Below are 25,970 nucleotides of genomic sequence, written 5' to 3'. Positions count from 1 at the left end.
TCATCACCGGCGCACTCGGGCCGTGGCGGGTGGTGTCGACGGCTCCCGATCCTACCCGCTCACCCCAGACAGGTCGGCCCGAGCAGAGACTTGAGGTCACCGAACAGATCGGCAGACACCTTCACCGGCATCGGGACCTCGAACACCTTCGCGGTGCCCCCGCGGTGCACGCGCAGCAGCACCTCGGTCTCGCCGTTGTGGCGGCGCAGCACCTCGGCAAGCTCACGCATGACCCGCTCCGTGGCGCGCTGCTCGGCGAGCACGAGCGACAGCGGTCCCGCGGCGTCGAACGACCCCACATCGGGTGCGAACGCCGACTGCGCGTGCAGGTTCAGACCGTCGTCGCGGCGGGACACGCGGCCCCGCACGGCCAGAATCGCGTCCTGCTGCAGCGTGTGCTGGAACTCCGTGTAGGTCTTACCCATGAACATCACGGTGACCTCGCCGTTGAAGTCCTCGACGGTGATCATGCCGTAGGGATTCCCGCTCGCCTTGGCCACCCGGTGCTGCACGCTCGTGACCAGACCGGCGATCGTCACCTGATCGCCGTCCTGCAGGTCTTCCGAGTTGTTCAGGTCGTGGATCGAGATGGATGCGTGCTTCGCCAACGGCACCTCGAGCCCGGCCAGCGGGTGGTCGGACACATACAGCCCGAGCATCTCGCGCTCGAACGCCAGCTTGTCCTTCTTGATCCACTCCGGTCGCGCGGGGACCTTGGCCGGTGCCGCCTCCTCCATGCCGTCGTACAGGCTGTCGAAATCGAAGCCGATCGCCCCCTGGGCTTCGTTGCGCTTGCGATCGACCGCAGCCTCGACCGCATCCTCATGCACCTCGAGGAGTGCGCGCCGGGTGTCGCCCATCGAGTCGAATGCGCCCGCCTTGATCAGCGACTCCACCGTGCGCTTGTTCGCGACGTGCAGAGGCACTTTGTCGAGGAAGTGGTGGAACGAGGTGAAGCGCTCATCCTTCCTGGCCTGGACGATCCCGTCGACGACGTTGGTGCCGACGTTGCGCACGGCGCCCAGGCCGAAGCGGATGTCATCCCCGACGGCGGCGAAGAAGTTGATCGACTCGGAGACGTCGGGCGGCAGGACCCGGATGCCCATCCGGCGGCACTCGTTCAGATACAGCGCCATCTTGTCCTTCGAGTCGCCGACGCTCGTGAGCAGCGCTGCCATGTACTCGGCGGGATAGTGCGCCTTCAAGTAGGCCGTCCAGTACGACACGAGGCCGTAAGCGGCGGAGTGCGCTTTGTTGAACGCGTAGTCCGAGAAGGGCAGAAGGATGTCCCACAGTGCCTTGATGGCGCCCTCGCCGAAGCCGCGCTCGGTCATTCCGCCCGCGAAGCCCTCGTACTGCTTGTCCAGCTCGGACTTCTTCTTCTTGCCCATTGCACGACGGAGGATGTCGGCCTGTCCGAGACTGAAGCCGGCGACCTTCTGCGCGATGGCCATCACCTGCTCCTGGTAGATGATGAGTCCGTAGGACTCCTCCAGGATCTCGGCCAGGGGCTCCTCGAGCTCCGGGTGGATCGGGGTGATCTCCTGCTGGCCGTTCTTGCGCAGCGCGTAGTTCGTGTGGGAGTTCGCCCCCATCGGCCCCGGACGGTACAACGCGATGAGCGCCGAGATGTCGCCGAAGTTGTCGGGCTTCATCAGACGCATGAGCGACCGCAGCGGCGGGCTGTCGAGCTGGAACACGCCCAGGGTGTCGCCGCGGGCCAGCAGCTCGTACACCGCGGGGTCGTCGAGCCCCAGATGTTCGAGGTCGAGCTCTTCTCCCCGGTTCGTGCGGATGTTGTCGAGCGCGTCCGAGATGATCGTGAGGTTGCGCAGCCCCAGGAAGTCCATCTTGATCAGACCGAGCGTCTCGCACGACGGATAGTCGAACTGCGTGACGATCTGCCCATCCTGCTCGCGGCGCATGATCGGGATGATGTCGAGCAGCGGCTCGGACGACATGATCACCCCCGCGGCGTGCACACCCCACTGCCGCTTGAGGCCCTCCAGCCCGAGCGCGCGGTCGAAGACCGTCTTCGCCTCCGGATCGGTCTCGATGAGCGCCCGGAACTCGCTCGCCTCCTTGTAGCGCGGGTGCGCCGAGTCGAACATGCCGTCGAGGGGCATGTCCTTGCCCATCACCGCGGGGGGCATGGCCTTCGTGAGCCGCTCCCCCATGCTGAACGGGAACCCGAGCACACGGCCGGCGTCCTTCAGTGCCTGCTTGGACTTGATCGTGCCGTACGTGACGATCTGCGCGACGCGCTCCGAGCCGTACTTCTCCGTCACGTACTCGATGACCTCGCCGCGGCGCCGGTCGTCGAAGTCGACGTCGAAGTCGGGCATCGAGACACGGTCGGGGTTGAGGAAGCGCTCGAAGATGAGGCCGTGCTCGAGCGGATCGAGGTCGGTGATCCGCATCGCGTACGCCACCATCGACCCCGCACCGGAGCCACGGCCGGGACCGACGCGGATGCCGTTGTCCTTCGCCCAGTTGATGAAGTCGGCGACGACGAGGAAGTAGCCGGGGAACCCCATCTGCAGGATGATGCCGGTCTCGTACTCGGCCTGCTTGCGCACCCGGTCGGGGATGCCGTTCGGGTAGCGGTAGTGGAGGCCCTTCTCGACCTCCTTGATGAGCCAGCTGTCCTCCGTCTCGCCGTCGGGCACCGGGAAGCGCGGCATGTAGTTCGCGGAGGTGTTGAACTCCACCTCGCAGCGCTCGGCGATGAGCAGCGTGTTGTCGCAGGCCTCCGGGTGGTCGCGGAACAGCTGTCGCATCTCCGCCGCCGTCTTGATGTAGTACCCGTCACCGTCGAACTTGAAGCGGTTCGGGTCGTCGAGCGTCGACCCCGACTGCACGCACAACAGCGCCTCGTGCGCATCGGCCTCGTGCTGGTGCGTGTAGTGCGAGTCGTTCGTGGCCACCAGCGGGATGCCGAGGTCCTTCGCGAGACGCAGCAGGTCGGTCATGACGCGGCGCTCGATCGACAGGCCGTGGTCCATGATCTCGGCGAAGTAGTTCTCCTTGCCGAAGATGTCCTGGAACTCCGCCGCCGCCGCGCGGGCCGCGTCGTACTGCCCGAGACGGAGCCTGGTCTGCACCTCGCCGGACGGGCAGCCGGTGGTCGCGATGAGCCCCTTGCCGTAGGTCTGCAGGAGCTCCCGGTCCATGCGGGGCTTGAAGTAGTAGCCCTCCATGCTCGACAGGGAGCTCAGCCGGAAGAGGTTGTGCATGCCCTCGGTGCTCTGGCTCCACATCGTCATGTGGGTGTACGCGCCCGAGCCCGAGACGTCGTCGCTCTTCTGGTCGGGTGAACCCCACTGCACGCGGGTCTTGTCGCTGCGGTGGGTGCCCGGGGTGACGTAGGCCTCGAGACCGACGATCGGCTTGATGCCCGCGGCCTGCGCGGCCCGGTAGAACTCGAACGCTGCGAAGGTGTTGCCATGGTCGGTCACGGCGATGGCCGGCATGCCGTAATCGGCGGCCGCCTGGGTCATCGCATTGATCTTCGCCGCCCCGTCCAGCATCGAGTACTCGCTGTGCACGTGCAGGTGGACGAAGGAGTCGGATGCCATGCTTCGAGTCTACGGCGGGGCCCCGACACCGAGATCGGTGCCGGGGCCCGTGTCCGGTCGTCCCGACTCAGGGAATCGCGTCGACGATCGACACCGTGGAGGTGTACCGGATGTCGGGAACGTCGGTTGGGACCATGTCCCCCTCCGTGCCGTCCGTGCGGTCGTAGCGCAGCGTGTACTCGCTCATCCAGCCCGTCGCAGTGTCGATCGTCAGGGTGTCGGTCCGCGCATCGATGTGCTGGAACCGTACGCGATAGGTCACGTTCCCTCCGGACGGGGTGGCCTCCACGAGCGGGGAGAGCGCAAGGGCCGCGATCAGTGCTTCCCTGAGGTCAGCGGGGGCTACGTTCGAGCGGAGCGCGTCCATGATCGTGGTGACTGCTGCCTCGTCTGCCTCCCCCGGTGTCACGTCGTAGCCGCGTTCGAAGCCCTTCGCGAACTCCAGCAGCGCCTGCGGATCGCGGGGGAACTGCGCGAAGTACTCCGTGGAACCGACAGGCGGTCCTACCTCGGTGTCGAATCCCCCGGTGAACGTCCACCAGCTTACGCTGTCGTTCGGCGGCAACAGTGTGTCCCAGGCCAGCTCGCCTGCGGGCCACTGGTCCTCCGGGAAGAACTGCAGCCGCTGCGAACTCGGACCGTTGCTCCCCCTCCACTCCCCCGAACGATCAGCGGGGACAAACGTCTCGCTGTGGTCCCGAACGAGGAGCCCGCCGATCGGCGCGAGTCCCTCCTGATGCCAGGGCCAAGTGAACACCGTCACCCGCGCGTCCCGGTACAGGAGAGAGTCCACCGTCGTGGCGACGTGCAGGTACTGCCCCGCCTGCGGGGTCGTTCCGGGGAACGGCTCCGTCGTCCCCGTCCCCGAGGTGGCGGACGGACGCGGCAGCGGGTCGCCGTGCGGCCTCGGATCCAGCGTCGGCGCCGGAACCGCCTCGACGCGCGGTTCCGGTGCGTCCAGCTGGCTGACAACGACCACCCCCGCGGTCGCCGCCGCCACCCCAGCGAGGACCCCGGCGACGATGAACACGGGCTTGCGGACGAGACGCTTGCGCTCGGCCACCGTGCCCGCGTCGATCCCCGTGAGAAGTCGCGCCCTGGCCGACGTCAGGTGCTGCTCGTTGAGGCCAGCCCCCCGGTTGACCTCACGCACGCGCTCGAAAACGTCCATCGACTTCTCCCTTCTTCGCGGTGACCATCGTGTTCCGGCCACGGCTGCGAGCCGGATCCAACCGTGTCCGCACACGGTTCATGCGCGACCTCACCGTCCCCACGGGAACATCGAGGGCGAGCGCGATCTCCTCGTAGCTCAGGTCGCCCCAGGCGTAGAGCAGGAGGGTCTCGCGATCCTTCGCCGACAGCGCGGCGATCAACGGGGCGAGCTGACGGGTCGAGAGCTCGGCGTCGAGCCGCGCGATCGTCCCGTCGAGGTCACCATGCGCGATGCGCTCCTCGCGGGCGGCGGACTGCGCCACCGACCGCAGATGCTTCGCCTCACGCGTCCGATGCTTCTTGATGAGCCGCGACGCGATGCCGTACAACCACGGGAGTGCGGAGTCCCACGCCGTGTCGAAGGACGACCGCCGCGCGAAAGCCACGAGAAATGTCTCACTGAGGACGTCCTCGCCCGCATCCGGACCGAGGCGTCGTGCGGCGTAGCCGCCCACCGCTCCGGCGTGTCTGTCGAACAATTCGGCGAACGCCCGGGGCTGCCCGAGCGAGCGCTGAATGATCTCGCTGTCTGTGCTCACACTATGTATTGCCTCAGAAGCCCGATCCGGTTCGAAAGTCGTCACGACATCGCGACGCCACCCGAGAACGAGGTCTCAATCCGGCTGCGGTCGTCACCGCAGGTCACGGCGCATGAGCACGCGCGGGAACCCGTCGAGCACGGACCCCGTGTCGGCGGCCTTCTCGAACCCGGCGCTCTCGAACAGCGACCGCGTACCGACGTAGGCCATCGTCAGATTGACCTTCGCGCCGGCGTTGTCCAGCGGATACCCCTCAATCGCCGGGGCCCCGCGCTCCGTGGCGTACGCGACCGCCCCCTCGATCAGCGCGTGCGAGACACCCTGCTTGCGGTAGCCGGGGCGCACGCGGAAGCACCACAGCGACCACACATCCAGGTCGTCGACGTGCGGAATGAGCCGGTTGCGCGCGAAGCTCGTGTCGCGCCGCGGGTGCAGCGCCGCCCAACCCACCGGTTCGTCATCGAGATACGCGATCACGCCCGGTGGCGGATCCTGATGGCACAGCTCGCGCACGCGATCGGCGCGCGCCTGTCCGCGCAACGACACGTTCTCCTTGTTCCCGATCCGATAGCTCAGGCAGAAGCAGACGTTCGACGTGGGCTTCTTGGGACCCACCAGCGTCGCGACATCGTCGAACACGGTCGCGGGGCGCACCACAAGGCTCATGCGGTCAGTGTGGCGCATGCCACCGACATGCCCAGGACGACGCCCCGATGCGCGCGCTACTCGCCGCGTAGCACGTCCAGCGCGTGCTGGAAGTCGGCCGGATACGGCGACTCGAACTCCACCCACTCGCCGGTAGCCGGGTGCGTGAACGCGAGCTGGTGCGCGTGCAGCCACTGCCGCGTGAGGCCGAGCCGGGCAGACAGCGTGGGGTCCGCGCCGTACAGCGGATCACCGACGCAGGGATGACGGTGCGCGGCCATGTGCACGCGAATCTGATGCGTCCGCCCGGTCTCCAAGTGGATCTCGAGCAGGGACGCACCGGGGAATGCCTCCAGGGTCTCGTAGTGCGTGACCGACGGCTTCCCGTCCGGCACCACCGCGAACTTCCAGGAGTGGTTCGGATGCCGCCCGATCGGAGCGTCGATCGTGCCGACGAGCGGATCCGGGTGCCCCTGGACCACCGTGTGGTAGATCTTCTCGACCGTGCGCTCCTTGAACGCGCGCTTGAGCGCGGTGTAGGCGCTCTCGCTCTTGGCGACCACCATGAGCCCGCTCGTGCCCACGTCGAGGCGATGCACCACGCCCTGCCGTTCCGGCGCACCGCTGGTCGCGATACGGAAACCTGCCGCAGCGAGAGCGCCGACCACGGTCGGGCCCTCCCAGCCCAGCGACGGGTGAGCGGCGACGCCGGTCGGCTTGTCGACCACCACGATGTCATCGTCGTCGTACACGATGCCCAGCTCCGGTACCGCGATCGGCTCGATCCGCGGGGCTTCCTTGGGGTGCCACTCCACGTCGAGCCAGGCGCCGCCGTGCAGGCGGTCCGACTTGTCGAGGGTCACTCCGTCCTGACGGACACCGCCCCCGCTTGCGACCTCGGCCGCGAAGGTGCGGGAGAACCCGAGCAGCTTGGCCAGGGCCGCGTCCACGCGCGAGCCATCCAGCCCGTCGGGGACGGGGAGCGACCGCGACTCCACGCTCAGCGCTCCTCGGAGGCCGGCGAACCCGCCTCCGCCGAGGCGCGCCCGTTGCCGGCGTGATCGCCCTCGACGGTGGCGGCGTCCCGTTCCGCGGCGACCGCCTCAGCGTCCTCATCGCTCTCGACCGGTGCGTGATCCCGCTCGCGCGTTCCGTCGAACCGCAACCCGAACACCACCAGGAGCGCGACCGAGATCATGCCCGTGACGATGAAGATGTCTGCCACGTTGAAGATGGCAGGCATCATCCACGGCATCGAGATCATGTCGACCACATGGCCGACCGGGAATCCCGGCTCACGGAAGAGCCGGTCGCTGAGGTTGCCGAGCACACCGCCGAGAAGGCAACCGAGCACGACGGCCCAGAGCCGGGAGCGCAGGCCGAAGGCCTTCCACACGATCACGCCCGCGACCACCGCGAGGGCGATCGTGAAGATCCAGGTGACCTCCGAGCCCAGGGAGAACGCCGCACCGGGGTTGCGCACGTAGTACAGCTGGAGGAAATCGCCGAGCACGGGGACGACCTCGTGCAGCGGGAGGTTCTCGATGGTGAGGTACTTCACAAACTGATCGGCGGCCAGCACGACCGCTGCGAGAATCGCAACGATCGCGCCGGCCGCCGACCGACGAAGGGGACGACGTCCTGTCAACGCGACGCCTTACAGGCCGATCGCGGAGACGGGAGTGGAGTCCGTGGAAGCCGACTTCTCGTCGAGGTCGCGGAGCTGACCCTCGATGTAGCCGCGCAGCTGGGCGCGGTAGTCGCGCTCGAAGTTGCGGAGCTCCGTGATGCGGGCCTCGAGCGTGTTGCGCTCGCGCTCCAGACGCGCCGACTCCTCGCGCTGCTTGGCCTCGGCCTCGGTGCGGATGCGGGCGACCTCGGTCTCGGCCTCGGCGATGAGCTGGTTGCGCTTCGCCTCACCCTCGGCCACGTGCTCGTCGTGCAGGCGCTGGGCGAGCTCGATGATCCCTGCGGTCGCGGTGGCGGAACCCGTGGGAGCCGGCTCGGCAGGAGCAGCCTCGGCGACGGGCGCGGCGGCCGGCTTCGCGGCGGGGGTCTCGGCGGCGGCGGGCGCAGCACCAGACTCGTACGCGGCCAGCTTCGCCTTCAGCTCGGCATTCTCCTCGAGGGCCTTGCGCCACTCGATGACGATCTCGTCGAGGAAGTCGTCGACCTCGTCCGGGTCGAAGCCGTCCTTGAAGCGGACGTGCTGGAACTGCTTGGTGACGACGTCATCCGGGGTAAGTGCCATGGGTGGCTCCTCTTTCGATGAGTTCGATTGCCAGTACCGATGTATGGCGTGTTCGTGATGTGGCGCGAACCCGGGGCGCGCACCTGGGTGCCAGCATAGCCCCCGAGCCTTGGCGTCGCGACGCCGCGACACCCAGGCACGGCGAACTCACCGGCACCACGCCGCCCGACACGCCACCGCGTCAGCGGATGAAAAGACGGACGATGTTCATCAGGATCAGCACCACCAGAAGCGTGAGCGCGAATCCGAAATCGAGCGACAGCTGCCCGATGCGCAGCGGTGGGATGATCCGCCGGAAGAACCGGATCGGCGGGTCGGTCACCGTGTAGACGGCCTCGGCGGCAACGAGTCCGAAACCCTTCGGACGCCACTCCCTGTTGAACAGCGGAATGTAGTCGAGGATCAGCCGCGCGAACAGCACGAAGATGTACAGCAGCAGCACCAGATGGACGATGCTGGCGAGGACAGAGACCAGCTGCACGGGTTACGAGTGGTCGAAGCCCGCGGACTCGGCGTCCGCGTGCGCGATTCCCCCATGACCCGAGACCGCGATGTTCTCCGGCGAGAGGAGGAACACCTTCGAGGTGACCCGCTCGATGCGACCGTACAGGCCGAGGGAGAGACCGCTGGCGAAGTCGATGAGGCGGCGCGCATCGGCGTCGCTCATCTGGGAGAGGTTGATGATGACCGGCACGCCCTCGCGGAAGTTCTCCGCGATGAGCTGCGCGTCGCGGTACTGCTTCGGGTGGACGGTGAGGATCTCGTTCACGGCTCCTGCTGCGGGCTGACGGACGGCGACGGGACGACGGAGGGGCGTGACGGGAGCCGGAGCCGGCTCCTCGCGCTCGCGCTCGCGCTCACGTTCGCGGTGGGAGCGGGCGGGCGCCTGCGTCTCCTCCTCGTAGACCTCTTCCTCGTCGGCGAGGCCGAGATACACCATGGTCTTCTTCAGCGGGTTACCCATCGTGTCCTCCGGTTCGAACGTGTCGGGCTGGTCTTGTCACAGGTTAACCCCGGTCGGGGCGCGGTCCCGTGATTGCGGAACCGATGCGCAGGTGTGTCGCACCCGCGGCGATGGCTTCGGCGAAGTCGCCGGTCATGCCTGCGGAGATCCACGTCGCGGTCGGCTCGATCGCGCGCACGTCGTCGGCGATGCCACGAAGGCGGGCGAACGCGGAAGCGGGCTCCTCGTCCAACGGCGCCACGGCCATGACGCCGCGGAGCCGCAGCGACGGCAACGTCAGAACGTGCTCGGCGAGGGCCGACGCCGCCCCCGGTGCGACACCGCCGCGACCGGGGTCGTCGGTCAGGTTGACCTGCACCAGCACATCGAGCACGTCGTCATCGATGGCGGCGCGATGCAGCGCATCGGCGAATCGGTCGCGGTCCACGGAGTGCACCACGTCGGCGCTGCGGCGGATCGCCCCCGCCTTGTTCGTCTGACCCTGTCCGATGAAATGCCACTGCAGGTCGAGCTCCGCGAGCTCCGTGGCCTTCGCGGTCAGCTCCTGCTGCCGGTTCTCGCCGACGGCCATGACGCCGAGCTCATGCAGCTCGCGCACCAAGGAGGCGGGATGGAACTTCGTGACGACGATACGCGTGAGCTCTTCCGGGGCGCGACCGGCGGCGCGGGCGGCGTCGGCGATCCTCTCGTCGATCGCCGACAGCCGCGCCGCCAGACCCGATGGCGCCGCAGCGTCCATCGGCGTGGTCACTTCAGGAATTCGGGGATGTCGATGTCGTCATCCGCGAACGCCGGCTCGATGCTGGTCGCCGGGGTGCGCTGCTGCTGCGGCGCCGACTCGGCGACCGGAGCCTCGGCGGGCTTCTCCGCCTCGTCCGACAGTGCGACCTCGGGCAGCGACGCCGTGGACGGACGCGAGACGACCATCGGGTCCAGCCGGAGCGAGGGCTCTCCCCCGTCGAAGCCTGCGGCGATCACCGTGACGCGCACCTCGTCGCCGAGCGTGTCGTCGATGACGGTACCGAAGATGATGTTCGCCTCGGGGTGCGCGGCCTCCTTGACGAGATCCGCGGCGTCGTGGATCTCGAAGATGCCGAGGTTGGAGCCACCCTGGATCGACAGCAGCACACCGTGCGCGCCCTCGATGGAGGCCTCCAGCAGCGGCGACTCGACCGCGAGCTCCGCGGCCTTGATCGCTCGGTCGGCACCCCGCGCGGAGCCGATGCCCATGAGCGCGGAGCCGGCACCCTGCATGACCGACTTGACGTCGGCGAAGTCGAGGTTGATCAGACCCGGCGTGGTGATGAGGTCGGTGATGCCCTGGACACCGGCGAGAAGCACCTGGTCGGCGGTGGCGAACGCCTCGATCATCGAGATGCCGCGGTCGCTGATCTCCAGCAGGCGGTCGTTCGGCACCACGATGAGGGTGTCGACCTCTTCCTTCAGCTTGGCGACACCGGCCTCCGCCTGGCTCTGGCGGCGGCGACCCTCGAAGGAGAACGGCTTGGTCACGACACCGATCGTCAACGCACCGATCGACTTGGCGATGCGGGCCACGACGGGCGCGCCACCGGTTCCGGTGCCACCACCCTCACCCGCGGTGACGAAGACCATGTCGGCGCCGGTCAGCGCCTGCTCGATCTCCTCCGCGTGGTCCTCCGCGGCGCGACGACCCACCTCGGGGTCGGCGCCGGCGCCCAGACCACGCGTGAGCTCACGGCCCACGTCGAGCTTGACGTCGGCGTCGCTCATGAGCAGCGCCTGCGCGTCGGTGTTCACGGCGATGAACTCGACTCCGCGGAGCCCGAGCTCGATCATGCGGTTGACGGCGTTGACGCCGCCACCGCCGACGCCGACGACCTTGATCACGGCGAGGTAGTTCTGGTTCTGGCTCATGGCCGGCCTCCGATTAGTCGAGCCTGGATGGGGAACCTTAAACCTCAACTAGAGGTGTAAAGTATTTCCCGGTATTGCGTTCTCTCAGATCGAAGGTAAGCGCCGCCCGCCCGCGCACGCGCAGCGACACGGGCGTGTCGTCCCATTCCCGCCGAAAGCCGTCAGCCGACGACCGCGACGTCGGGTGAGGTGACGTCGATCGACGAGGCCTCCGGATTCGCGGTGAGCGCGGCGGACAGCGCGAGCGCCTTCAGACCCGAATCCTCCGAGCTTCCCCACACCACCGTCAGACCGGTGCTGAGCGTGAGGGTCACGTCGTCCGCCGTCGACGCGCGCACCTCGGTCAAAGCCGTGCGGATGCCCTCCGGCAATGCGCGCACGACCAGCCCCGCGCTCCGGAAAGCGGCCGAGTCGACACCGCCCTCCGTCTCCACGAGCGGCTGGCCCGGAGGCTGCTCGGCCGTGGTCGACAAGGCCACACCGGCCGCATCCACGAGCGTGTACCCCGCCGACGAGGAGATCACGCCGATCGGGGTCCGCTCCACGATGCGCACGGTCAGGTCATGCGGAGGACGCGCCTCCAGCGAATACGTCTCGATGAGCGGGAACGCGAGCAGAGCCGCCTTCACCTCGCTCGAGTTCACCAGCGCGAGCGGCGTGCCCACCTGGTCGCTGAGGGCAGCCTCGATCACCGCGGGATCGATCGTCGTCGCCCCGGCGACCGTGATCTTCTCCACAGCGAACAGCGGACTGTACGCCGCAGCGACGCTCCCGCCCACCAGCAGCACGACAGCGCCGAGACTGCCGAGCCAGATGATGCGACGCCGCCGCGACCTCTGCGTGAAGCGACGGATCTCCGCGCGCAGCGCCTTCCGACGGGCACGTGCCGCCCGCCACACCGCCCTGGTCGACGTCGGACGCTCCGTGTCGGCACCCTCCGCCTCCTCGGGCAGCGCCGGTTCGTCGACGAGCGGGATCGGCGGCTCCGGATCACGACGACGCGGACGCGCCGTCCGCTCCGTCGCGGCGTCCGTCCGCGCCGGGGCGTCCGGAGCAGTCGGAAGCGGTGCCGGCCGTCGCATGGGCTACACCCCGTCGGTCCGGCGCAGCGACTCCAGCACCTGCGGGATGATCTGGTACACGTTGCCGCAGCCCAGGGTCACGACCACATCGCCCTCGCGCGCCACGGAGGCCGTGTAGTCGGCGGCCTGCTGCCAATCGGCCACGAAGTGCACGTGGGACGGATCGCGGAAGGCACCGCTCACCAGCTCCCCGGTCACACCGGGAACCGGATCCTCGCGCGCACCGTACACATCGAGCATCACCGTGTGGTCGGCGAGCTCCTCGAGCACGTCCGCGAACTCCTGGTACATGTGCTGCGTGCGGGAGTAGGTGTGGGGCTGCTGGATCGCGATCAGACGCCCGTCGCCCGCGATGGTGCGCATCGCCTCCAGCGCAGCCCTGACCTCGGTCGGGTGGTGGGAGTAGTCGTCGTAGACCGTGACCCCACGCTCCTCGCCATGACGCTCGAGACGACGAACCGTACCGGCGAAACCCTCCACCGCGTGCACCGCGTCCGCGAAGGGAAAGCCCAGCGCCACCAGCACCGCGACGGCGCCGGTCGCGTTCACCGCGTTGTGCACCCCGGGGACCGCGAGCTGTATGCGCACCTGCTCCCCCGCGTGCACCAGGGTCGCCGAGACCGGGCCGGCCGTGACGATGTCGGTCAGACGCACGTCGGCGCCCTCGGCCTGCCCGAACGTGAGGACGTTGCGGTGGGACAGTCCGGCAGCGACCCGCAGCGCCCCGGGGTCGTCGCTGGAGATCACGACCGCCTCCGACGCGGCATCGGCGAACCGCACGAACGCATCGTGGAAGGCCTCCTCCGAGCCGTAGTGGTCGAGGTGGTCGGGGTCGACGTTGGTGATGAGCGCGACGGCCGTGTCGTACAGCAGGAACGTGCCGTCGGACTCGTCGGCCTCGATCACGAACAGCTCGCCGGTGCCGGTCGCGCTGGAGACACCCAACTGCTCGATCACGCCGCCGTTGACGAAGTGCGGGTCCGCGCCCAGCTCGCGCAGGGCCGTCACGATCATGCCCGTCGACGTCGTCTTGCCGTGAGCCCCGGCGACCGAGACCAGGCGCCGCGCGCCGATCAGCCAATGCAGCGCCTGCGAGCGGTGGATCACGTGGAGGCCGCGCTCCTTGGCCGTCACGAACTCGGGGTTCTCGGGCCAGATCGCGCCCGTGTGCACGACGGTGTCCGCATCGCCCAGGTGGGCAGCGTCATGCCCGACGTGCACGGTGGCGCCCGCCGCGGCCAGAGCCCGCAGGTTGTCGCTGTCGGCGCGGTCGGAACCCGAGACGCGGATACCCGCGTCGAGGAACATCTTGGCGAGTCCGCTCATACCGGAACCGCCGATGCCGATGAAATGCGCGGAGGTGATCGTCTCGGGAATGGGGAGGGAGAGGTCGGGTCTGATCATGTCCGCTTCAGTCTACTTTTCGATCCGGTCCGGAAGCCGGAGTCACGCCGCACCCAGAGCACGGTCGATCAGATGGATCACGTTCTCCGTACCGTTCCTGGTGCCGACGGTCTCGGCCGCCGCCGCCATGCGAGCGATGCGCTGCGGATCGCCGAGGAGAGGCACGACGATCCGACGGACCGCGTCGCCGTCGAAAGTCGCGTCGTCGAGCAGCTCTGCGGCCCCCGCGGCGACGGCCGAGCCGGCGTTCAGGCGCTGCTCCCCGTTGCCCACCGAGTAGGGCACGTACAGGGCGGGAATGCCCAGCGCACTGACCTCGCTCACCGTCGCCGAACCCGACCGCGACACGATCAGATCGGCCAGGGCGAACGCGAGGTCCATCCGGTCGACGTAGCGCCGCATCGTGTAGCCGGGCGCCCGCGGATCCTCGAGGTCGCTGCGCTCCCCCGTCACGTGCAGCAGCTGCCACCCGGCGTCGAGCACGTCGCGCCACGCATCGGAGAACGCGTCGTTGAGCCGCTGGGCTCCCAGCGACCCGCCGAACACGAGCAGCACCGGGCGCTCCGGGTCGAGCCCGAAGTGCGCGGCCGCCTCCGCCCGCGTCGCGGCACGATCCAGCGCGATCACCTCACGTCGCAGCGGCATGCCGACGACCTCGCCACGGCGCAGCGGAGTGCCCTCGAACGCGACGCCGACACCCGCGGCCGCACGCGCACCCAGCACGTTCGCAAGACCGGGCTTGGCATTGGCCTCGTGCACGACGAACGGCACCCGCTCGCGACGCGCCGCCACGTACGCCGGGGCCGAGGCGTAGCCGCCGAAGCCCACCACCACGTCGATGCCGTGGCGGCGGATGTGGTGGCGCACCTGCGCGATCGCGCGGCGGAAGCGACCGGGGAATGCGGCAGCCTGCGCGTTCGGGCGCCGGGGGAAAGGCACCTTGTCGACGATCAGCAGCTCGTAGCCGCGCTCCGGCACCAGTCGCGACTCCAGGCCCTCGGCTGTTCCGAGCACGAGGACCGTGGCCTCGGGGTCGCGTTCGCGGAGCGCATCGGCGACGGCGAGCAGGGGGTTGACGTGACCGGCGGTGCCACCGCCGGCGAGGAGATACGAGGTCACCGAGCGACCCTACCCCGCGCACCTGACTGCTTGTCCGTCACCGGGATCGTCCGGGCGAACGCCAGCAGCACCCCGCACGCCACGAGCACGGCGAACAGGGCGGTGCCGCCCTGCGACATGAACGGCAACGGAACGCCCATCACCGGGAAGACGCCGATCACGACGCCGATGTTCAGGACCGCCTGACCCACGATCCACACCGTGATGCCACCGGCGGCGACACGGATGAAGGGATCGGGAGTCTTGCGGATGATGTGGAACGCGCCGACCGTGAAGAACGTGAACAGCGCGAGCACCACGATGCAGCCGATCAGACCGAGCTCCTCGCCGACGATCGCGAAGATGAAGTCGTTGCCCGCCGCGGGAAGCCAGCCGTACTTCTCCTGCGAGTTGCCGAGGCCGAGACCGAAGATGCCACCCGAGGCCATGCCCCAGATGCCGTGGATCGACTGATAGCAATCGGTGTAGTACAGCGCCATGTCGTCGCACGTCGCCGTGATGCGCCGCATGCGGTCCTCGCTCGACAGGGCGTACGCGAGCACGGCGACCACGCCGAGGATCATCGGGATGATGAAGAGACGCAGCTTGACGCCCGAGAAGAACAGGCACCCCAGCAGGATCAGCACCATCACCATCGCCGTGCCCAGGTCCTTCCCCGCGAGCACGGTGCCGATCGCAAGGGCACCCACCGGGACCACCGGGATGAAGACGTGATGCCACGTGCCGAGCATGGTCTGCTTGCGCAACAGCACCGCGGCGATCCACAGCGCGAGCGCGAGCTTCAGGAACTCGGACGGCTGCATCTGGAACCCGGCAATCTGGATCCAGTTGCGGTTTCCGCCGTCCGCGATGCCCAGCGGCGTGAACACCAGCAGCTGCAGCGCCACCGCGCCGAACAGCGCCGGCCAGGCCATGCGCTTGAGGAACGCGATCGGCAGACGGCTGATCAGGAACATCAGCGGGATGCCCAGCAGCGCGAACACACCCTGACGCAGCACCCCGTCCATCGGGTTCTGCGCGTTCGCCACCGCGGTCGCACTCGTGGCCGACAGCACCATCACCAGGCCGAAGATCGTCAGGAGCAGCGCGGTCGAGGCGATCAGCAGGAACTCCGTCGACACCGGGGTGAACCGGCGCCCCAGAGACACCCGGGCCGCGAGACCGCCCGACTCAGAGCGCGGAGGGCGAGCCACCTGCGTCATCGGCGCTCCCCCGCTCGATCCACTCACGTACCGCTTCGGCGAAGCGGCGTCCACGCTCCGCGTAGCCGGAGAACTGGTCGAAGGACGCCGCCGCCGGGGCCAGCAGAACGGTGCCCCCGTCTTCGACGATCCCCGCCGCGATCTCCACGACGCGGTTCATGACCTGTCCAGTGTCGCCAGCGTCGACCTCGAACACCGGAACCGCCGGCGCGTGTCGCCCGAATGCCGCCACGACCTCCGCGCGCTCGACGCCGATCACGACCGCCGCACGGGCGGAGGCACCGGCGTCCGCGACCAGCTCGGAGATGTCGACGCCCTTCAGATCGCCACCGACCACCCACACCGCTCCGGGGTAGGCGCGCAGCGACGAGGCCGCGGCGTGCGGGTTGGTGGCCTTCGAATCATCGACCCAGGTGACGCCGCGGTGACGGGCGACCACCTGGATGCGGTGCGCGTCGAGGCGGAACGACTGCAGCGCGGCGTGGATGGCCTCGGGCTCGACGCCGAGCGAGCGGGCCAGTGCACTCGCGGCCAGGATGTTCTGCACGATGTGCGGAGCCGCGAGCCCCGCGGCCTCGAGTTCCGCGACCGTGGTGAGCTCGAGCGCGCTGCGTGCGCGGTCGTCGAGGAACGCCCGGTCGACGAGCAGTCCCTCCACCACGCCGAGGTCGCTGGGACCGGGGACGCCCAGGTCGAAGCCGATCGCGCGGGCGCCCTCCACCACCTCGGCCTCCTCGACCATGCGGCGCGTGGCCTCATCGGCCTTGTTGTACACGCAGGCCACGCGGGTGTTTCGGTAGACCAGCGCCTTCGCGTCACGGTAGGCCTGCGCGCTGCCGTGCCACACCAGGTGGTCGTCGGCGAGGTTCAGGCAGACCGCGGCGTGCGGGAACAGCTCACCCTTGGGCTGCGACTGGCCGAGGTACCACAGCTGATGGCTCGACAGCTCGACCACCAGCACGTCGAACCCGCCCGGGTCACGCACGGCGTCGAGCACCGGAACGCCGATGTTGCCGCACGGAGCCGCCTTGAGGCCGCCCTCCACCAGCAGCGTCGCGGTGAGCTGCGTGGTGGTCGTCTTGCCGTTGGTCCCGGTGATGAGCACCCAGTCGGCCGGGGTGCCGTCGGCGCGCAGCACCTTGTCGCGCACCCGCCATGCGAGCTCGACATCGCCCCACAGCGCGACACCGGACTCCTGCGTCCAGCGGATCACCGGATGCGACGGCGGGAAGCCCGGCGACGCGATCACCACGTCCGGTCCGAACTCGCGCAGCACCGCAGGCACCTCGGCGAGCGACCCCAGCTCGAGGGTCGCGCCGATCACGGGCAGCAGCCGGGCGTACTCCTCCTCCGCCGACTCGCTCAGCACCAGCACCTCGGCGCCCAGCTCCGTGAGCGTGTCCGCGACCGAGAACCCGGTCATCGACAGCCCGAGCACGGCGACGCGCAGTCCCGACCAGTCCGCGTTCCAGCTGGTCAGTCCGGCCAGGCGCTCAGCCGACACGGGTCAGCCACTCCACGTAGAACAGCCCGATCGCGGAGACCGCGAGCAGTCCGGCGATGATCCACAGCCGCACGACGATGGTGACCTCGGACCAGCCGCGCATCTCCAGGTGGTGGTGGAACGGGCTCATCAGGAACAGACGCTTGCCGCGCGTGATCTTGAAGTACGCCCGCTGGAGGATCACGGACCCGGAGGAGAGGACGAAGATGCCGGCGATGACGAGGAGCAGCAGCTCGGTGCGGGTGAGGATCGCCATCGCGGTGATGACACCACCGATCGCCATCGACCCCACGTCGCCCATGAAGACCTTGGCCTTCGGCGCGTTCCACCACAGGAAACCGATGAGGCTCGCGGCGAACGAGGCGGAGATGATCGCGAGGTTGAACGGGTCGCGCACCTCGTAGCACCCGCCGAGGGCACCGGGATCGCCGCCGATGCACGGCTGCTTGAACTGCCAGAACGCGATCACGCTGTACGCGCCGACGACGAGCACGCCTGCGCCGGCCGCGAGCCCGTCGAGCCCGTCGGTCAGGTTGACGCTGTTGGACGTGGCGACGCCGATGATGGAGATCCACGCCAGGTAGAGGATCCACCCGAGCACCACCCCGAACGCGAAGAGGTTGAGCCAGGTGATGTCGCGGAACAGCGAGATCGACGCGCTCGCCGGCGTCTGTCCCCAGCGGTTCGGGAAGTTGAGCGCGACGATGCCGAACGGGATCACGACCAAGAGCTGACCGATCACCTTCCGCCACCCGGAGAGACCCAGGCTGCGCTGACTGCGCACCTTCATGTAGTCGTCGATGAAGCCGACGGCGCCGAAGCCCACCATCAGCCAGATCACCAGGATCGCCGACAGCGCCGGCGTCTCGCCGCTCACCAGCACGCCGGTGAAGTAGCCGACGATCGAACCGAGGATGAAGATCACTCCGCCCATCGTCGGCGTTCCCCGCTTCGCCTCGTGGCTCGGGTTGTGCACGGACTCCGGGGTGCGGATGACCTGCCCCCAGCCCCATTTCCGGAAGAGCCGGAGGAAGACGGGGGTCAGGAACAGGGTGAAGGCGAGCGAGATCGCCGCCGCCATGATGAGTGACCTCACGAGAACAATTCTCCCAGACGATCGCCGAGATGCCGCAGGCCCACGGAGTTGGATGACTTCACCAGCACGCGGTCGCCGTCGCGCAGCTCGGTGCGCAGGTACTCGAACGCCGCGTCCTGGTCGGGCAGGTGCACGGCCTCACTGTCCCAGGAGCCCTCGCCGACCGCAGCCAGGTAGAGGCGTCGCGCCTCGGGCCCGACCACCACGATGCGCCGGATGTTCAACCGCACCGCGAGCAGCCCGATGCGATCGTGCTCCTCGCCCGCGCTGTCGCCCAGTTCACTCATGGCACCCAGAACCGCGACCGTGCGCTCGTCCGGCCCGGTGATCTGCGCGAGCGTGCGCAGGGCGGCCGCCATGGAATCGGGGCTCGCGTTGTAGGCGTCGTTGATGATGCGGATGCGGTCGTTGCCCATCGGCTGCATGCGCCAGCGTTCGGCCAGCTCGACGGTCTCCAGGCGCGCGATCGCGTCGGCCGGAGTCACACCGAGCTGCACGGCCGCGGTGATGGCGGCCAGCGCGTTGGTCACATGATGGGCGCCGAGCACGCGGAGCCGGAGCGGACGGCGCTCCCCCGCGACCTCGATCGTGCAGGTCGTGCCCGACGCGGACACCACGATGTCGTGCGCGCGCACCTCGGCCGCGTCGGACTGCCCGAAGCCGACCACGCGGAGGCCGCGGTGTGCAGCGAGGTCGCGCATGGCCCACACCCTCGCGTCGTCCGTGTTGAGCACCGCGGTCCCGGGGACGCGTGCCGCCGACACCAGCTCCGACTTGGCCTTGGCCGTGGCTTCGATGCCGCCGAAGCCACCCGCGTGGGCGAGCCCCACCATGAGCACCACCACGAGGTCGGGCTCGACGAGTCCCGCCAGGCGTGCGATGCTCCCCGGGCCGGCCGCGCCGAACTCGCTCACCAGGAAACGGGTGTCGTGGGTCACGCGGAGCATCGTGACGGGTGCCCCGACCTCGTTGTTGAAGGAGTTGATGGGCGCCACGGTCTCGCCCTCGTCGGCGAGGATGCGCGCGAGGAAGTTCTTGGTCGTGGTCTTGCCGTTGGAGCCGGTGATGCCGACGATCCGCAGTCCGCCGCCGGCCCGCACACGCGCCACGACCTCGCGCGCCAGCTCGCCGAGAGCCACCACCGCGTCTGGGACGACGATCTGACTCACGGGCACGTCGACCGGGTGCTCGACGATCGCGAGCACGGCTCCCGCGTCGACCGCCGCGCCGACGAAGCGATGTCCGTCGGTCTCGGCGCCGGGCTTCGCCACGAAGATGGATCCGGGGCGCATCGTGCGGGAATCGGTGTCGACGAGACCGTCGACGATCGTTTCGGGGGTGTGCTCTCCGGCCACACGCAGATCACCGCCGACAGCGGCGGTGATCTCAGCGAGCGTCAGGGCGATCATGTCATCTCCATGCGCGGCTCTCGCCGACTATCCGAACTTGGGGAGGAGCGCGTCCATCGGGACAGAGGACGGCATCACGCGATAGGTCTTCATCACCTGGGTCATCGCCTTCTGGAAGGCGGATGCGGTGGCCGCGGACGATACAACCTTAGTCGGCTCGTCGAGGGTGACCACGACGACGTACTGCGGATCGTCGACCGGAGCGAAGCCCACCATGCTCGTGTAGTACACGCCCGCCTTGTAGCCGCCGTTGCCGTCGGAGACCTGCGCGGTACCGGTCTTGCTGGTCACGCGGTAGCCGGGAACCTGGATGCGATCGGCGTTGCCGCCCTGCACCGCCACGTTCTCGAGCATGCGGGTCAGGTCGGCCGCGGTCTGCGGGGCGATGATCTGCTCGTGCTTGGGCTTCTTCACCTCGGAGACCGTGCCGTCGGAGCCCGTGCACGACTCCACGAGCGACAGGTCGATCTTCTCGCCGCCGTTCGCGATCGCCTGGTACGCGCCGGCCAGCTGGGGCGCGGTCACCGTGAAGTACTGACCGAACGTGGTCGTGTACAGCGACTGGCTGTCCCAGTCCTTGACGGGGTGCAGCAGCCCGGACACCTCGGACGGGAAGTCGAGCGTCTTCTCGCCGACGCCGAAGCGCTGCAGGTAGTCGTAGCGCACCTCGGGCGACACCATGGTGCCGAACTTCGACAGCGCGACGTTCGAGGAGTCGATCAGTCCGCCCGCGAGCGTGTAGTTGTACGCCGGGTGGGAGAAGGCGTCGTTGATGACCGCCCCGTTCGGGAACGTCTCGCGCGACGAGGCCGTCACGGTGCTCAGCGGCGTGAGGCCCGCCCCCTCGATCGCGGCGGCCGCGGTGATGGCCTTGAAGGTGGATCCGGGCTCGAAGTCGCGATGGAAGATCTGGCTGTAGCGCGTCTCCGGCGTCGAGGAGTCCAGGTCGTTCGGGTCCATGGCCGGCCACTCGGCGGCCGCGCGGATCTTGCCCGTGGCAACCTCGACGACCGTGACGGTGCCGCCCTTGGCGCCCTGCTTCTGCGCCTCCTCGCCGATCATCTGCTGCAGGTACCACTGCAGGTCGCTGTTGATCGTGAGCTGGACGGTGCCGCCGTCCACAGCGTCGACGACCTTCTCGCTGCCCGGGATGACGACGCCGTCCTTGCCCTTGCGGTAGGTCTCCTCGCCGTCGATCGGCGCGAGGCAGGTCTCCTCGAGCTGCTCGACGCCCGCCTTCGCCTCCCCGGTGTTGTCGAGGAAGCCGAGAATGTTCCCGGCGACGGCGCCGTTCGGGTACACGCGCGTCTCGCGCGGCTTGAGCGACAGATAGGAGCCGATGCCGAGGTCGCGCAGCGCGATGTACTGCTCGGTGTTGAGGCCCTTCTTGAGCGGCGCGTACTGGCTGTCGGGGTTCTCAGCGAGGGCGTTCGAGACGAGGGCCCGCACTTCGTCTCCGGTCTGGCCCGTGATCGCGGCGATCTTCTCCGAGGCCTCGGCCCACGGCAGCTTCGGGTTCTTCTCCTCGACGAGCATGATCACCTGCGGGCTCAGCTGGGCGTCGTAGACCATGACGCTCGACGCGAGCACGCTGCCCCCGGAGTCGACGATCGAGCCGCGCTGGCCAGGGATCGTGTTACCGGCCCCGATGTGCTCGAGTGACTGGGAGACGTGCTCGTCCGCACTCACGACCTGGATGTCGACGAGGCGGACGACGAACGCTCCCAGGACCGAGAGGATGACAGCGAGGGCGACGACAGTGCGTCGCCGCGGTCCGCGCGTGGCTCGTGTCGTCATGGGATCTCTCCGTGGTCGTTGCGATCAGTGGGTGGTGGGGCTGGGGAGGCCGTCGGTGATGGCCGGTGGAAGATCCTGCGCGGGCGAGGTTCCACCGTCCGCGTCCTCTGCCTGCCCCGCGGGCGGCGCGTTCTCGGTGACCAGCACGTTCCCGACCGCGGCCGAGCCGTTCGGGTCGACGGTCGACGTCCAGTCGGCGCCGGCGCCCGTCCCGAAGACGGCCCCGTCGCTGAGACGGAGGTAGGACGGGGAGCCCGCGACCACCATCCCGAGGGCTGCCGCGTTGCTGGCGAGCACCTGCGGCGAGCTGAGCCCGGTGAGTTCCTCCTGCAGCGCGTGCGTGTGAAGGTCGAGCTCCCGCTGCTGGGACGCCAGCCCGGCGAGCGTGAACGAGTCCTGCGTGATCGCGAGCGACAGCCCGACCTGGGCGGCACCGATCGCGAGGGCGCCGCCGAGGGCGACCAGCGCGTAGGCGAGCTTGGGCTTGCGGCGCACGGCCGGACGGGTGACCGGCTGGAGACGACGCTCCGGTGCGCGCTGAGGCGCCTCGGAGGGAAGCGGACGGGCCGCCGTGCGTACTGCGTTCATGCTCATGCGCTCTCCCGCACCTTCTCAGCGGCGCGCAGGCGCACCGGGATCGCTCGCGGGTTGCGAGCGCGCTCTTCGTCGTCGGCGAGTTCCGCCCCCTTGGTGAGGATGCGGAACCGCGGGGCGTGTTCCGGCAGCTCCACCGGCAGCCCGGCGGGGGCTGTGGAGGCGGACGCCGCCGCGAACGCCTGCTTGACCAGGCGGTCTTCCAGGGACTGATACGACATCACCACGATGCGGCCGCCGATCGCGAGGGCGTCCATGGCCGACGGGATCGCGTCGGCCAGCACATTCAGTTCCGCGTTGACCTCGATCCGCAGCGCCTGGAACACCCGCTTGGCGGGGTGCCCTGCACGCTGGGCGGCTGCAGGGGTCGCCGCGACGAGGATCTCGACGAGCTCGCCCGACCGCGTGATCGGCTGCTTCTGCCGCGTCTCGACGATGAAACGGGCGTATCGCCCCGCGAGCTTCTCCTCGCCGTAGCGCTCGAAGATCCGGCGCAGGTTCCCCTCGCTGTAGGTCGCGACGACGTCGGCGGCGGTGATGCCCTTCGTCTGGTCCATCCGCATGTCCAGAGGTGCGTCCTTGGCGTACGCGAAGCCGCGCTCGGCTTCGTCGAGCTGCAGCGAGGAGACGCCGAGGTCGAACAGGATGCCCGCCGCTCCCTGAGCGTGCAGACCGATCTCGTCGTAGACCGCGTGCACGAGGGTGATGCGGTCGCGGAACCGGGCGAGCCGCTCCCCCGCGATCCGCAGCGCGTCGGTGTCGCGGTCGAGTCCGATCAGGCGGATGCCGGGGAACCGCTCCAGGAGTGCCTCGGAATGGCCGCCCATGCCGAGCGTGGCGTCGACGAGCACCGCGCCGTCCTCCTGGAGGGCGGGCGCGAGCAGCTCGACGCAGCGGTCGAGCAGGACGGGGGTGTGGATGTCGCGAAGGCTCATGATCTCTCTCGGGGCCGACCTTCGGCTCTGATCCCCCTCCGCTTCTCGACCCGGCACCGGGGAAGTGTGTCGGGGCGGGAGCGGCGGGGCATCACAGCCGTGGTCAGAACAGTCCCGGAATCACCTCCTGCTCGAGCTCGGCGTAGGTCTCCTCGCCAGCGGCGAGGTAGGCGTTCCAGCTCTCCGCGTCCCAGATCTCGGCGTGCGCACCGACTCCGGTCACGATGAGCTCCTTCTGAAGACCGGCGTACTGACGCAGGTGGGCGGGGATGGTGATGCGGTTCTGGCTGTCGGGCATCTCCGCACTTGCTCCGGAGAGGAACATGCGCATGAAGTCACGCGCCTGCTTGTTGGCGAGCGGCGCCTGCCGGATCCGCTCGTGCATCGCCTCGAACTCGGCCGTGCTGAAGACGTAGAGGCAGCGCTCCTGACCGCGGGTGACGACGATGCCGCCGCCCAGGTCCTCGCGGAACTTCGCGGGAAGGATGACCCGTCCCTTGTCGTCCAGCTTCGGTGAGTGCGTGCCCAGCAGCATCGGCCTTCACCCCCTCTCCGTCCGGCCAACTCGAGGTGCGCCCCACTTTACTCCACTTTCCTCCACATTCCTACGGCAAATGACCCTGAATCGCAGCGGTATCGACCCAGGCACGCCAAAGAACCGCGAAACGGCGCGGCTGCACGAGGTGGAGGGCTGGTGGAGGGCAGTGGAGGCTCAGTGGAGGAAACAGCGCGCACATGACAGAAGCCCGGATGCAGAGCATCCGGGCTTCTCAGAAGAGGGGGGCGGGGTCACCGTCCGTCTTGGCGGCGATCCCATCGATCGTTCATGCGATCCATGAAGGACGACGAGTCCTGCCGCTTGGCGGTGGACCGCTGGCGCGGCTCCGCCGGAGCGGTGCGACGCACGGGGGTGACGGCCAGCATCACACCGGCCAGCATGGCGGCGAATCCGATGACGCCCACGACGACCCCCCACACATCGCCGAGGATCACGCCGACGACGAGCCCGCCGACACCCGCGAGCAGGAGAAGAGCACCGTAGACAAGGTTGCGATAGCTGAGCGCGCGATCACCCGACGGCGCGCTCACCACGTCGGCGTCATTGTGCAGGAGATGGCGTTCCATCTCGTCGAGCAGACGTTGCTCCTGTTCGGAGAGTGGCATCTCGTCCCCCTCGGGTATGGTGCCCTCCAGTCTACGCGCGACAGGCGTCCGGGGCTAGCGTCGGACCCCCTGGTTCCTTTACGTATGCTGGGAGTCGTGTCGTCCGTCTCCTCCGTCCCCGACGCCGTCGCCGCGCGACTGGACGGCTTCCTCGCCCGCATGCGCGAAGAGTCGTCGGGCTACGGTCCCGACGCCGCCGGCTTCCTCGACATGGCGGCAGGAACCCTCGTGGGCGGCAAGCGTCTCCGAGCGCGCTTCTGCCACGCGGGGTGGCGCGCTGTCGCCCGCTTCCGCGACCGCACGGCGACCGAGGACGATCGGCTGTGGGACCTCTGCGCCGCGCTGGAGATCTTCCAGTCCGCGGCCCTCGTGCACGACGACCTGATCGACAACTCGGACACCCGGCGTGGCCGCCCCGCTGCTCACCGCGCGCTCGAGTCGGCGCACCGCGCAGCCCGGTGGAGCGGAGACGCCGAGGAGTTCGGTCGCGCCGCCGCCGTCCTGCTCGGAGACCTTCTGGTGGCATGGAGCGACGATCTGCTGGAGTCGGCGCTCGACGGACACCCGCACGCCCCGGCCGTCCGTGCGGAGTATGCGCGGATGAGGCGTGATGTGACGACGGGGCAGTACCTCGACATCGCGGAAGAGTCCGCGTGGAGCGTCAGCCCGGCCGAGGAGCACGCCGAGCGCGCACTGCGCATCGCGTCGCTCAAGTCCGCCAGGTACAGCATCGAGCAGCCGCTCGTGCTCGGCGCCGCCTTCGCCGGCGCGGATGAGACGCAGCTGGCCGCGCTACGGCGCTTCGGTCACCCGGTGGGCCTGGCCTTCCAGCTGCGCGACGACGTGCTGGGCGTGTTCGGCGACAGCGCGGTGACGGGCAAGCCCGCCGGCGACGACCTTCGCGAAGGCAAGAGGACGGTGCTCATCGCCCTCACCCGCGCCGCACTGGATGCGCCAGCGCGGAACCTCCTCGACGAGCTGCTCGGCGACCCGGAACTGAGTGCACAGCAGGTAGCTGCCCTGCAGTCGACCATCACGGACTCCGGCGCGCTCGCGCGCGTCGAGGACATGATCACCGCGTACGCGCACGAGGCCGACAGGGCACTGGCGGGCGCGCCACTGGACAACGCGGCGGTCGGCGACCTGCGCGAGCTGGGCCGAGCAGCCACGGTGCGCTCGGCCTGACGCGCACTCAGGCCAGGGTGCGCGCGAGGCGGCGGACCTCGCTCTTGTGCCCCGCGAGCAGCGACGCGATGGGCGAGCGCCCGAGGGTCTCCTCCTCCGCCAGCAGCCAGTCGATGAGCTCGTCGTCGCTGAAGCCCGCGTCCTGCAGGACGATCACGGTTCCGCGCAGCGAACTCAGCGGGTGTCCGTCGACGATGAACACCGACGGCACGGCGAACACGCCGGTCCGTCGCGAACCGACCAGGTGGTGATCGTCGATCAGTCGGCGGACGCGCCCCAGCGGCTCACCGAGGACCTCGACGAGATCGGGCAGCGTCAGCCACTCGACGGCGGCGGCTTCGGGCGATGCAGCAACGTTCTCAGACACGTTGCCCACTATCTCACCTCTGCCTCT

General features: G+C 69.0%; 25 protein-coding genes. 1 reads left to right on the top strand and 24 read right to left on the bottom strand.

The genetic code is table 11. The annotated features are described in order from the left end of the window. Positions 1 to 59 precede the first annotated feature (59 nt). The 23 genes from dnaE to KE274_RS10450 all read right to left on the bottom strand — a co-directional run bounded on the left by dnaE (position 60) and on the right by KE274_RS10450 (position 24,391). Positions 60 to 3,578, bottom strand: a complete 3,519-nt coding sequence (dnaE, locus tag KE274_RS10560) for a DNA polymerase III subunit alpha (protein ID WP_211543557.1) — start codon at positions 3,576 to 3,578, stop codon at positions 60 to 62. A 67-nt stretch (positions 3,579 to 3,645) separates the two neighbouring features. After that, entirely contained in the window at positions 3,646 to 4,749 is a 1,104-nt protein-coding gene (locus tag KE274_RS10555) for a hypothetical protein (RefSeq protein WP_211543555.1), read from the bottom strand. Beyond that, on the bottom strand, positions 4,724 to 5,329 hold the full coding sequence (locus tag KE274_RS10550) for an RNA polymerase sigma factor (protein WP_211543554.1): 606 nt from the start codon (positions 5,327 to 5,329) through the stop codon (positions 4,724 to 4,726). The genes KE274_RS10555 and KE274_RS10550 overlap by 26 nt, the downstream gene beginning before the upstream one ends. A 93-nt stretch (positions 5,330 to 5,422) precedes the next feature. Continuing rightward, positions 5,423 to 5,995: a GNAT family N-acetyltransferase gene (locus KE274_RS10545; RefSeq protein ID WP_211543552.1), complete on the bottom strand. Its 573-nt coding sequence runs from the start codon at positions 5,993 to 5,995 to the stop codon at positions 5,423 to 5,425. A gap of 56 nt (positions 5,996 to 6,051) precedes the next feature. Continuing rightward, a complete protein-coding gene (locus KE274_RS10540) occupies positions 6,052 to 6,972 on the bottom strand; it encodes an RluA family pseudouridine synthase (RefSeq protein WP_211543550.1) in 921 nt (306 codons plus the stop codon). A gap of 2 nt (positions 6,973 to 6,974) precedes the next feature. Continuing rightward, positions 6,975 to 7,622, bottom strand: coding sequence for a signal peptidase II (lspA, locus tag KE274_RS10535; protein WP_249186297.1), 648 nt, complete (start codon positions 7,620 to 7,622; stop codon positions 6,975 to 6,977). A gap of 9 nt (positions 7,623 to 7,631) precedes the next feature. Further along, a complete protein-coding gene (locus KE274_RS10530) occupies positions 7,632 to 8,225 on the bottom strand; it encodes a DivIVA domain-containing protein (RefSeq protein ID WP_211543548.1) in 594 nt (197 codons plus the stop codon). A gap of 181 nt (positions 8,226 to 8,406) precedes the next feature. Further along, positions 8,407 to 8,706: a YggT family protein gene (locus KE274_RS10525; RefSeq protein WP_136031333.1), complete on the bottom strand. Its 300-nt coding sequence runs from the start codon at positions 8,704 to 8,706 to the stop codon at positions 8,407 to 8,409. A gap of 3 nt (positions 8,707 to 8,709) precedes the next feature. Further along, the gene (locus KE274_RS10520) at positions 8,710 to 9,189 is read right to left on the bottom strand and encodes a cell division protein SepF (protein WP_211543546.1); all 480 of its coding nucleotides are present in this window, start codon (positions 9,187 to 9,189) and stop codon (positions 8,710 to 8,712) included. A gap of 43 nt (positions 9,190 to 9,232) precedes the next feature. Then, entirely contained in the window at positions 9,233 to 9,928 is a 696-nt protein-coding gene (locus KE274_RS10515) for a YggS family pyridoxal phosphate-dependent enzyme (RefSeq protein ID WP_211544898.1), read from the bottom strand. Between the two features lie 8 nt (positions 9,929 to 9,936). Beyond that, positions 9,937 to 11,085, bottom strand: a complete 1,149-nt coding sequence (gene ftsZ / locus KE274_RS10510; RefSeq protein WP_211543544.1) for a cell division protein FtsZ — start codon at positions 11,083 to 11,085, stop codon at positions 9,937 to 9,939. A 161-nt stretch (positions 11,086 to 11,246) separates the two neighbouring features. After that, positions 11,247 to 12,167, bottom strand: a complete 921-nt coding sequence (locus tag KE274_RS10505; RefSeq protein ID WP_211543542.1) for an FtsQ-type POTRA domain-containing protein — start codon at positions 12,165 to 12,167, stop codon at positions 11,247 to 11,249. A 3-nt stretch (positions 12,168 to 12,170) separates the two neighbouring features. Beyond that, complete coding sequence (murC, locus tag KE274_RS10500; protein WP_211543540.1) at positions 12,171 to 13,571, bottom strand: UDP-N-acetylmuramate--L-alanine ligase; 1,401 nt, start codon at positions 13,569 to 13,571, stop codon at positions 12,171 to 12,173. Between the two features lie 42 nt (positions 13,572 to 13,613). Continuing rightward, positions 13,614 to 14,690, bottom strand: a complete 1,077-nt coding sequence (locus tag KE274_RS10495) for a UDP-N-acetylglucosamine--N-acetylmuramyl-(pentapeptide) pyrophosphoryl-undecaprenol N-acetylglucosamine transferase (RefSeq protein WP_211543538.1) — start codon at positions 14,688 to 14,690, stop codon at positions 13,614 to 13,616. Further along, complete coding sequence (gene ftsW / locus KE274_RS10490) at positions 14,687 to 15,892, bottom strand: putative lipid II flippase FtsW (protein ID WP_211543537.1); 1,206 nt, start codon at positions 15,890 to 15,892, stop codon at positions 14,687 to 14,689. The genes KE274_RS10495 and ftsW overlap by 4 nt, the downstream gene beginning before the upstream one ends. Then, complete coding sequence (gene murD / locus KE274_RS10485; protein WP_211543535.1) at positions 15,861 to 17,396, bottom strand: UDP-N-acetylmuramoyl-L-alanine--D-glutamate ligase; 1,536 nt, start codon at positions 17,394 to 17,396, stop codon at positions 15,861 to 15,863. Before murD ends, ftsW begins: the two co-directional genes overlap by 32 nt. Beyond that, entirely contained in the window at positions 17,386 to 18,492 is a 1,107-nt protein-coding gene (mraY, locus tag KE274_RS10480) for a phospho-N-acetylmuramoyl-pentapeptide-transferase (protein WP_211543533.1), read from the bottom strand. The genes murD and mraY overlap by 11 nt, the downstream gene beginning before the upstream one ends. Then, positions 18,489 to 19,901: a UDP-N-acetylmuramoyl-tripeptide--D-alanyl-D-alanine ligase gene (locus KE274_RS10475; protein WP_211543531.1), complete on the bottom strand. Its 1,413-nt coding sequence runs from the start codon at positions 19,899 to 19,901 to the stop codon at positions 18,489 to 18,491. Before KE274_RS10475 ends, mraY begins: the two co-directional genes overlap by 4 nt. 27 nt (positions 19,902 to 19,928) lie before the next feature. Further along, positions 19,929 to 21,698 carry a peptidoglycan D,D-transpeptidase FtsI family protein gene (locus KE274_RS10470; protein ID WP_211543529.1) on the bottom strand — a complete coding sequence of 590 codons (1,770 nt, stop codon included), beginning with the start codon at positions 21,696 to 21,698 and terminating at the stop codon, positions 19,929 to 19,931. Between the two features lie 24 nt (positions 21,699 to 21,722). Further along, positions 21,723 to 22,292 carry a hypothetical protein gene (locus KE274_RS10465; protein WP_211543527.1) on the bottom strand — a complete coding sequence of 190 codons (570 nt, stop codon included), beginning with the start codon at positions 22,290 to 22,292 and terminating at the stop codon, positions 21,723 to 21,725. Next, complete coding sequence (gene rsmH, locus KE274_RS10460) at positions 22,289 to 23,227, bottom strand: 16S rRNA (cytosine(1402)-N(4))-methyltransferase RsmH (protein ID WP_211543526.1); 939 nt, start codon at positions 23,225 to 23,227, stop codon at positions 22,289 to 22,291. The genes KE274_RS10465 and rsmH overlap by 4 nt, the downstream gene beginning before the upstream one ends. Before the next feature lie 103 nt (positions 23,228 to 23,330). Continuing rightward, complete coding sequence (gene mraZ / locus KE274_RS10455; protein WP_211543524.1) at positions 23,331 to 23,762, bottom strand: division/cell wall cluster transcriptional repressor MraZ; 432 nt, start codon at positions 23,760 to 23,762, stop codon at positions 23,331 to 23,333. A 254-nt stretch (positions 23,763 to 24,016) separates the two neighbouring features. Continuing rightward, a complete protein-coding gene (locus KE274_RS10450; protein ID WP_211543522.1) occupies positions 24,017 to 24,391 on the bottom strand; it encodes a DUF3040 domain-containing protein in 375 nt (124 codons plus the stop codon). 96 nt (positions 24,392 to 24,487) lie between these two features. On the opposite strand from KE274_RS10450, the gene KE274_RS10445 reads away from it, so the two are divergent. After that, positions 24,488 to 25,576 (top strand): polyprenyl synthetase family protein, encoded by a 1,089-nt coding sequence (locus KE274_RS10445; RefSeq protein WP_307872189.1) that lies wholly within the window; start codon positions 24,488 to 24,490, stop codon positions 25,574 to 25,576. Positions 25,577 to 25,583: 7 nt separating this feature from the next. Here the strand turns inward: KE274_RS10445 and KE274_RS10440 are convergent, their stop codons facing one another. Then, the gene (locus KE274_RS10440) at positions 25,584 to 25,952 is read right to left on the bottom strand and encodes an Rv2175c family DNA-binding protein (RefSeq protein ID WP_307872188.1); all 369 of its coding nucleotides are present in this window, start codon (positions 25,950 to 25,952) and stop codon (positions 25,584 to 25,586) included. Positions 25,953 to 25,970 lie beyond the last annotated feature (18 nt).

It is taken from the genome of Microbacterium paraoxydans, assembly GCF_018224615.1.
Taxonomy (GTDB): Bacteria; Actinomycetota; Actinomycetes; order Actinomycetales; family Microbacteriaceae; genus Microbacterium; species Microbacterium paraoxydans_B.
Note: the sequence above shows the minus strand (reverse complement) of the source record. Positions and strands in the feature narration are given on the sequence as shown.